This is a genomic window from Sphingomonas arabinosi, from assembly GCF_036663715.1.
GTDB lineage: Bacteria > Pseudomonadota > Alphaproteobacteria > Sphingomonadales > Sphingomonadaceae > Sphingomonas.
The window spans coordinates 1-8,560 of the sequence record NZ_JAXOJN010000035.1 but is presented as its reverse complement, the minus strand read 5'-3'; the positions used below and the strand labels follow the sequence as shown (position 1 = coordinate 8,560).

Sequence of the window (8,560 nt, the reverse complement as noted above, 5' to 3'; positions counted from 1 at the left end):
TAGAACAGCGCCCCCTGCGCCACCTGCCGACCCATCATGTCCGTGATCCCCCTACCGCCTTGCAGGAGTGAATCACGCCCTCGTCACCGTCGCAAGCAGTCGTTTTTCAACAGCCTCTGTCGGTTTCGGGATTGGCGGCGAGTTCGCCATACGCTCTGGCCATGCCGGCGAACCCCATGCTGGTCAGTCGTTCGAGGGTGGGATGTGGCAACATTGTCGTCTCCTCAGTGATAATATCGTGAGCCCCGGATGTTGGGATGGTCGATGGGCGGCCCGCCCGGCACGCGTGTCCCAGGCATGCTTGCGGTAGCCATTGCGGTGGTTCAGGCGATCGGCTGAGCGGGTGCCTGCAGGCGCGCCCGTCTTCGCCTCGATCTCCATCATGCGCTCGGCGGCAAACGCCAACATCTCGCGCACCAGATCCGTATCCGCCTCTTGCTCGACCAGCTCGAGCAGGGCCATCTTGGCATCGGTCATCGTCGTCTTCTCCAGGTTCGAGTTCGCATCCGAACCCTACCGAAGATCGGCGATGGCTACCCTATTTGGGCGCCGTTCCTACTCCACCCCGTGGGGCACAACCCAAGCATCAGATCCGTGACCCCGATGCATGGAGATGGTGACATCTCATGCATGCCGTCAATTAGCTAAAGTCGAAGGCGATCCCATCCACCCGCCTGCAGTGGCTACATACAGGCGCGCCACGTTCAGGAACTGGCGGGTGCGGGCGACCACAAGCCCGTTGCTAGAGCGCTGATACAGGCGTTCGGATTCCAGAACCTGGATGATGCCGGAATTACCGACCTGGAAGCTCCGGCGGGAAAGCTGGCGCGAACGATCGGCGACCGCCACGGACTCGGCCTGCACGGTGACCGAGCGCGTATCGTTCTGGATCGCGGACAACAGATCAGCCACTTGGCCAAAGGCGTTTAGCACGGTCTGCTGGTAGGTCGCCTCACTCGCCCGCGCACGATCGATCGCCGCGGCCCGTTCGGCCTTCAGCGTGCCGCCATGGAAGATCGGTGCGGTTAACCCGGCAAAGATGTCGTACCCGCGGAAGGCGTTCTTCACGAGGTTGTCGATCCCTGGCGCCCCTTGCGTAAGCGTCGCGCCCAGCGTGATGTCCGGGTACAACCGGGCGGTAGCGACGCCCACACCGGCTGCCGCAGCATGCAAATCAGCCTCGGCCTGCAGGATATCCGGCCGGCGATGGACAAGCTCGGACGGAAGCGCGACCGGCACCGACATCGGTAGGGTCATCCGTGCAAGATCGAACTCGGTCGCGCCCAGCTCCGACGGCGCAACGCCGACGAGTGTTGCCAGCAGGTGCCGTGCCTCCGCAAGTTGCTGCTCGAGCTGTGGCAGGTCGCCGCGATCGGCGGCATACTGGCTTTGTGCGTTGAGCACTTCGACCAGAGTACCTTCGCCACCCTGACGGCGTTTCTGCGTCAGGTCGACGTTGCGCAAATCTTCTCCGAGCAGCGCGTTTGCCGTCGCTATCTGCGCACGGAGAGCCGCGACTGTCAGGACCTGATTGACCACTTGGCCCGCGATCGACAGATGAGCTGCCTCTGTCTGACGCTGCTGCGCCTCGGCCTGCGCGGCGCTTTGTTCGACCTGACGGCGCAACCCTCCAAACAGGTCGAGATCGTAGCTTATCCCGCCGCCTACCGAGTAGAGGTGGAACTCCGGGTTGCCACTCGACGCGAGCGGATTATTACCGGCGAAGCCGAAGCCAGCAAGGTTGACCTGCTGCTGGTCGACCCGCGCGTTGGCATCGATCTGCGGCAGGCGCCTACCCGTGACTGCGCGCAGTTCGTCGCGGGCAGCCGCCAGCGTCGCATTGCTTGCCGCCAGGCTCCGGTTGTTGGCCATGGCGCGCTCCACCAGAGCATCGAGTTCAGGTGATCCGAAGGCGGTCCACCAGCGCAGGGCCGGGCCGTTGCCGAGATTTGCGGCTGGTGCGCCGGTAGTCTGACCCTGCCCTTCAGCGAGCGACAGATAGGTCGAGGTGCTCGGCGCTGCCGGGCGGGTAAAGTTGGGGCCAACGGTACAGCCAGCCAGCGCCGTCGTCGCGACAAGGAGAGGAAACAAGCGCATTGGGTCAGTCCATGTGAATGGTCGGGCCCTCAGCCGCGCCGGCGCGTGGGCCGCGCATCAGGAGCAGGAGGGGAATGATGATGAGGGTGAGGACGAACAGCAGCCAGAAGGCGTCGACATAGGAAACCATCGATGCCTGCCGGCTTATCTGCGCGTTCATCGCGGCGACGGCGCCCGGCAGATCGAAATCGAAGCCGCCGTCAAGGGCAGGGTTATCCGGCCGTACGCCTTCCACCAGCCGGGAGTGAACCGTGGCGGCGTTGCGGATGGTCATCGCCTGAAGCACCGAAATGCCAACCGCCGAGCCGATGTTGCGCGTGAGCGTGAACATTGCTGCGCCCTCGTTGCGGTATTTGGGATCCAGCGTCGCAAAGGCAATCGTCGTCAGCGGCACGAATACCAGGCCGGTGCCGATCCCTTGGATGAAGCCGGACAGGATCACCGGACCCTGACCCATCTCCAGCGAAAAGCCGGACATCATGTGGAGCGACCAGGCAGCGACGGCGAAGCCAAGGAAGATCAGCAGGCGCGCGTCAACGCGCTTGATGATGCGTCCGACGACGATCATTGACACCAGGGTGCCAATCCCGCGCGGCGCGGTGACGAGGCCGGTCAGCACCACTGGATAGCCCATCAGCGTCTCCAGCATGGTCGGCAGCAGCGCGAGCACACCGAACAAAACGGTGCCGAGGAAGAACCCGAAGATCGATCCTGTCAGGAAGTTGCGATCCTTGAACATGCCGACATCGATGAATGGCTTGCGGGCGGTCAGCGTGTGAACAACGAACAGATAGCCGAAGAACAGGCCTAACGCAGCTTCGACGCAGATTTCCAGCGAACTAAACCAGTCCTTGGTCTGGCCGCGGTCGAGCATCAGCTGGATCGATCCGATCGCGAGCGCGAGCATGGCAAAGCCGAACAGGTCGAGCCGCGGCTTCGCCGCGTCCTTGGTTTCGGTAAGGAAGCCAGACAGGCCAGCGAAGGCCAGGGCACCGATTGGCAAGTTGATGTAGAACACCCAGCGCCACGAAAGGTTGTCGGTGAGCCAGCCGCCCAGGGCGGGCCCAATGATCGGGCCCAGGATCGCTCCCATGCCCCACACCGCCATCGCGGGTCCATGACGTTCGGGCGGGTTGATATCGAGCAGGATCGCTTGGCTCATCGGCACCAACGCCGCACCGAAAATGCCTTGAAGCAGCCGGAATCCCACGAGTTCGCCAAGGCTGTTGGCGAGACCGCATAGTCCCGACGCCACCGTGAAACCAACGATCGACCACAGCATCAGCCGCTTGCGCCCGAACCGGCCGGCTAGCCAGCCGGTCAACGGCGTCATGATCGCCGCTGCGACGATATAGGAGGTCAGCACCCAGGTGATCTCCTCGCTCGACGCCGATACGCTGCCCTGGATGTGCGGTAGCGCAACGTTGGCGATGGTGCTGTCGAGCGAGTTCATCACGGTCGCTGCCATCACCGATGCGGTGATGAACTGCCGCGCCGTTGGCTCGGGATAACCATCGGTCATTTCGCCTTGGTCGCACCGCCGAACAGGTGGCGCTCATAGCCGGTATCGACGCTCACCTCGACGCTGAGGCCCGCGTGCAGCGGCACGTCCCTGGGCAGCGCGTCAATGCTGAACTCGATCGGCAGGCGCTGCACGACCTTGACCCAGTTGCCGGTCGCGTTCTCGGCCGGGAGTAGCGAGAAGCTGTTGCCGGTGCCCGGGCTAAAGCTGGCGACGCGGCCGGTCAGCTTCAGATCGGGAAAGGCGTCGACCTTGAACTCCGCCCGCTGGCCGATCCGCATGTGGTTGAGCTGATCTTCCTTGAAATTGCCCTCGACCCAGAGCCGGGTGCTGGCCAGCGTGAACACGGGCTTGGCTGCCGAGACGTAGCTGCCGACCTGAAGCTGGTTGACCTTGGTTATGATGCCTTCCTGCTTGGCGCGTACCACCGTGTAGCCGAGGTTCAATCGTGCACGCTCGAGTGCTGCCTGCGCGCGCTGCACGGCTGGCTGACGCTCCGTGGGCGCGTTGACGCTGCCAGTCAAGGTCGCGGCGACGCCCGCATTCTGCTGGACCGACGTCTGGATCTGCTGGCGGGCATTCTGCGCTGCCAGCACGGCCTGATCGTACTGGTTCTGCGACGAGATACCTTCGGCGAGCAAGCTCTTCTGCCGGGCTGCCTCACGCACGGCGTAGGCGAGCTTGTCCTGAGCCGCTTGCAGCCCGGCTTCACCTTCACGATAGTTGGCGCGCAGCGACGAGACCTGGGTACGTGCACTGGCAAGCTCTGCCTCCGCCTCATCCACCGCGGCTTGGAAGGGCGCTGGATCGATGCGGAACAGAATGTCTCCCGCGTTCACATGCTGGTTGTTGCGAACGGCGACGGAGATTACGGGACCGCTGACATTGGCGCTGACCGCGGCTAGTCCCGATTGCAGATAACCGTTGTCGGTCTCCTGGTAGCGCCCGCCACTCAGATAAAAGAAAAGGCCAAGCGCGATCGCGATCAGCGGCGCTGCCAGCAACAGCGGCTTGCGCAGCCGGCTACGGTTCTTCGGCTGATCGTCGACCGACTGCACGACGGGTGCAGGGTCGACGACCGGAACCGAGTCTTCCAGGTGGGGATAATCGGACGGGTGACCCGGCCTGTCTTCCAAGCTCATATTTCCTCGATCGATTGAAAGGCGTGAACCGGCGGTGGCATGTCTTTGCATGCTCAAGGAGACTCTGACGCTGCGATCTGCGCCGCGGCGTGATCAAATGCAACCGGATAATAAGGCAACGTACCTTCTCTTGCGTGGGTGACGATAGTGTGACTATGGAGCGGACAGCAATGGCGAACAGAGAACAGCACGATCCGGCCGTATTAGGTGGCATCACGGAAAGGCGTACCTTCGCCTCGCAGGTTTCACTGATCACTCGTCTGCTGCGTAAGAGGTTCGATGAGCGAGCCCGGTCCATGACGCCGTCGGACGGCGGGGCCCTCACTCGGGCCCAGTGGAGGATGTTGGGTGCCGTCCACGTTCTGGAGGGCGGTACGCAGCGGGAGGTCGCCGAAAGGCTCGAGATCGGACCGGTGGCTGCTGGCCAAACGATTGATCGCCTGGAGGAGTTGAAGTGGGTGGAGCGCCGTCTCGATCCGAAGGATCGGCGCGTTAACCGGCTATATCTCACCCAGGCGGCGCAGCCGATCTTAAAACAGTTGGGTTTGCTAGGAGACAGTGAGGATCAATGTGCTGTCGTCGGTATACTGCAAGATGACATGGACAAGCTACAATCGCTGCTCGACGACGTCATTGAGAACCTGATGGCGCCCGATCGTGCAAAGCCTTGCGACGGGTAAGCCCGACTTCCGAGATATCGCAAGCGAGTGGGCGGTGTGCAGGCGGTTGATGCCGAAGTGGTTATCCGAGCCTCTGGCGCATCTATCTGCTCGCCGACTTGCCAAGCCTACTGATCTCCCTCCGCAGAAAGCGCCTTCCGGTCACCTATCATAGGCGAGTTTCCGCGTAGTCTGAATCCTTTCCGGGAAATGGCGTTGTCGCAAAAGTGACGATATTCGAGACGTTCGAAACTCAGGACATGCGCGGCATCCTGCCGGATGCCCATTTGGAGTTTGGGTAGGGTTCCGCGTCGCCAAAGCCGGTCAGCTAAGGATTCCGATTTCCCGTGCCGTTCAGGCCATTTCGGGAAAATCGATTTGGGAACAGATTATCGGATGGCTCGCCCCACTCACCCGACATCGTATATAATGTCGGCATCTGAAACGAAGGGAGTGAGCAAATGTCTATTGTTATTCTTGGTGTTGATCTTGGCAAGAACGCCTGCCGTGTAGTCGGTGTCGACGCTGCCGGAGCCGTCATCGTTCGCCGGTCGATGCGGCGTCAGTCTCTCATCGACTACGTAGCCAGCTTCCAAGCTGCGTGATTGCGATGTAAGCTTGCTGTGGAGCACATCACCTCGGTCGTCTGTTCAAAGCGGGAGGTCATGAAATCCGGCTGATGTCGCCGGAATATGTGCGCCCGTACGTCAAGGCACAGAAGAATGACGACCGGGATGCAGAGGAGATCGCGTTACGCCCGACGATGCGCTTCGTCGAACTCAAATCGCAAGAGCAGCTCGACATCCAGACGCTGCATCGCGTGCGGTCGCGGCTCGTGGCCGAACGTACGAACCTCATCAATCAGTTGCGTGCGATCCTGCTGGAGCGCGGGATCATCTTCCCCGTCGGACGGCGTAAGCTGGAACTCGGCATCGATGACGTAATCGCCGACAAGGGTGATGTGTTGTCGACGCGGCTACACCAACTCGTCGGCGAACTGCGGGACGAATGGAAAAAGCTCGACGAAAAGATCGAAACGCTAAACGGAGAACTCGTCGCACTCGCGCGCAATGATCCCGCCACGCGACGGTTGACCTCGATCCCCGGCGTCAGGGTTCTGAATGCAACTGCTCTGGTCGCGGCGGTAGGTGATGCCAGCAGCTTTGCCAAAGCCAGGGATCTGGCCGCCTGGCTCGGCCTCGTTCCCCGACAGCACACCACTGGTGGCAAGCCTCGGCTTCTCAGGATATCCAAGCGCGGCAACACCTATTTGCGCACCTTGCTTATCCACGGTGCCCGGGCAGCGTTGCCCTCGCTGTCGCAGAGCGACACGCCGCTCGGCCGGTGGCTCAAAGCGATGATCGAGCGCGGTGCTCACCGCAACGTCGTGCTTGTCGCACTCGCGAACAAGCTGGCGCGGATCGCCTGGGCAACAGAGGTGGCTCGGGAAATCTGGACAGGCTGCTAAGTGGAGTTTCTGCCTGAAGGCGGCCAGCATGGCGCCGAACAGGAGATGAGATGACGAAGCGAACACGCCGGAACCACAGCCCGGCCTTCAAGGCGAAGGTGGCCTTGGCTGCTGTGAAGGGCGAGAAGACGCTGGCCGAGTTGGCGCAGCAATTCGACGTGCACCCGAATCAGATCACGATCTGGCGCGGCCAGCTGCTAGAAGGGGCGGCAGGAGTTTTCGGGTCGGACGGCCATAGTAAACCAGCCGAGCCTGAGATTGATGTGAAGACGTTGCACGCCAAGATCGGCGAGTTGACGCTGGTGAACGATTTTTTGTCCGGGGCGCTCGGGAAGGCGGGACTGTTGCCGAGCGCAAGACGATGATCCACCGTTCGCATGCGTTGCCGGTCACACGGCAGGCGCGCGAGTTGGGGATCAGCCGCGGCAGCGTCTACTATCTTCCCAGGCTGACCTCGGCTGCCGACCTCGCGATCATGCGGCGGATCGACGCGTTGCACATGGATTACCCGTTCGCTGGCAGCAGGATGTTGCGCGACCTGCTTGCCGCCGAAGGCATCAAGGTCGGCCGGCTGCACGTGTCGACGCTGATGAAGAGGATGACGATCGAGGCGATCTACCGACGGCCGAACACCTCGAAGTCGGCTCCAGGGCACAAGATCTATCCCTATCTGCTGCGCAAGCTGGCGGTGACGCGGCCCAACCAGGTGTGGGCGACTGACATAACCTACATCCCGATGGCGCGCGGCTTCGTCTATCTGATCGCGATCGTCGACTGGTTCAGCCGGCGGGTGCTCAGCTGGCGCTTATCGATCACGCTGGAGACCGACTTCTGCATCGAAGCTTTGGAGGAAGCGCTGAGGCGCGTCGGGGCGCCGGAGATCTTCAATACCGATCAGGGCAGCCAATTCACCAGCACGGCGTTCACCGCCGTCCTGCACCGCGAGAAGATCGCGATCAGCATGGACGGCCGCGGCGCCTGGCGCGACAACGTGTTCGTCGAGCGCCTGTGGCGCTCCGTGAAATACGAGGAGGTCTACCTGCGGGCCTATGGCTCGGTCAGCGAGGCCCGCGCCTCGATCGGCCTGTATCTGACGTTCTACAATGAACGGCGCCCGCACTCGTCGCTTGACCGCCGGACGCCTGATCACGTCTACTTCAACCGGCCGCTTCTCGCAGCGGCATGAAACCGGCGGACGCTCCACTTAGCAATCGCGTCGAGCTGTTCAAATGAACCGAGCCACCGGTCGTGTCCCCGCTGGTGGTGTAGCTCAGCAGTAGTGAAGCTGACCGGCCGCGCGCTATCATCCAGCGCCGTAGCGGCCGGTCAGGTTCACGGGTGGCCATCGAAGATCTTCGGATAGGATTGGGTTGCGAGACTCAACCAACGGAGACCTTCGATGACCGACGATACAATGAACCTGCAGGCGCTTGTGGGAAAGAGCGCGGATGCGGAATTTCTACGTGAGATGATTGGCTTTGCCGCGCAGCGGCTGATGGATCTGGAGGTCGGCAGTCTGACCGGCGCTGGATATGGCGAGAAGAGCGGCGAGCGCCTAGCATTACAGTTGCATTCTGGTCTTTAAATGTGCGTGGCGGGCGGCCGCTTGATGCGCTCGTCGCCATAACGACCATGCGATGATGTGGGCGGGCGCGATACGGCGTTGGGCGAG

At 62.1% G+C, this 8,560-nt stretch carries 6 protein-coding genes and 3 pseudogenes; 5 read left to right on the top strand and 4 right to left on the bottom strand.

Translation table 11 applies throughout. From position 1 onward, the window contains the following. Positions 1–276: 276 nt before the first annotated feature. The 3 genes and pseudogenes from U1708_RS20200 to U1708_RS20190 all read right to left on the bottom strand — a co-directional run. Positions 277–477, bottom strand: a pseudogene (locus U1708_RS20200) (transposase); the annotation flags it as partial. 159 nt (positions 478–636) lie between these two features. Further along, positions 637–2,097, bottom strand: a complete 1,461-nt coding sequence (locus U1708_RS20195) for an efflux transporter outer membrane subunit (RefSeq protein ID WP_332748063.1) — start codon at positions 2,095–2,097, stop codon at positions 637–639. Positions 2,098–2,101: 4 nt separating this feature from the next. Further along, on the bottom strand, positions 2,102–3,529 hold the full coding sequence (locus U1708_RS20190) for a DHA2 family efflux MFS transporter permease subunit (protein WP_332748065.1): 1,428 nt from the start codon (positions 3,527–3,529) through the stop codon (positions 2,102–2,104). Between U1708_RS20190 and U1708_RS20185 the strand changes: the two genes are divergently transcribed. Next, positions 3,468–3,608 (top strand): hypothetical protein, encoded by a 141-nt coding sequence (locus U1708_RS20185; RefSeq protein WP_332748067.1) that lies wholly within the window; start codon positions 3,468–3,470, stop codon positions 3,606–3,608. The genes U1708_RS20190 and U1708_RS20185 overlap by 62 nt on opposite strands. Positions 3,609–3,615: 7 nt before the next feature. Here U1708_RS20185 and U1708_RS20180 read toward each other — a convergent pair whose 3' ends face one another. Beyond that, on the bottom strand, positions 3,616–4,761 hold the full coding sequence (locus tag U1708_RS20180) for an HlyD family secretion protein (RefSeq protein ID WP_332748061.1): 1,146 nt from the start codon (positions 4,759–4,761) through the stop codon (positions 3,616–3,618). A 170-nt stretch (positions 4,762–4,931) separates the two neighbouring features. Between U1708_RS20180 and U1708_RS20175 the strand changes: the two genes are divergently transcribed. The 4 genes and pseudogenes from U1708_RS20175 to U1708_RS20160 form a co-directional block, all read left to right on the top strand. Beyond that, on the top strand, positions 4,932–5,441 hold the full coding sequence (locus U1708_RS20175; RefSeq protein ID WP_332748059.1) for a MarR family winged helix-turn-helix transcriptional regulator: 510 nt from the start codon (positions 4,932–4,934) through the stop codon (positions 5,439–5,441). A 440-nt stretch (positions 5,442–5,881) separates the two neighbouring features. Next, a pseudogene (locus tag U1708_RS20170) lies at positions 5,882–6,888 on the top strand (IS110 family RNA-guided transposase). Positions 6,889–6,938: 50 nt separating this feature from the next. Continuing rightward, a protein-coding gene (locus U1708_RS20165) for an IS3 family transposase (RefSeq protein WP_409349189.1) occupies positions 6,939–8,074 on the top strand; the annotation gives its coding sequence in 2 pieces (ribosomal slippage) (positions 6,939–7,205 and positions 7,208–8,074; 1,134 coding nt in all). Positions 8,075–8,287: 213 nt separating this feature from the next. Continuing rightward, positions 8,288–8,449, top strand: a pseudogene (locus U1708_RS20160) (IS256 family transposase); the annotation flags it as partial. Between the last annotated feature and the right edge of the window lie 111 nt (positions 8,450–8,560).

Excerpts from the sequence above, each read along its gene's own strand:
- U1708_RS20180 (WP_332748061.1), bottom strand. The coding sequence starts at position 4,761 with ATGAGCTTGGAAGACAGGCCGGGTCACCCGTCCGATTATCCCCACCTG.
- U1708_RS20175 (WP_332748059.1), top strand. The coding sequence starts at position 4,932 with ATGGCGAACAGAGAACAGCACGATCCGGCCGTATTAGGTGGCATCACG.
- U1708_RS20195 (WP_332748063.1), bottom strand. The coding sequence starts at position 2,097 with ATGCGCTTGTTTCCTCTCCTTGTCGCGACGACGGCGCTGGCTGGCTGT.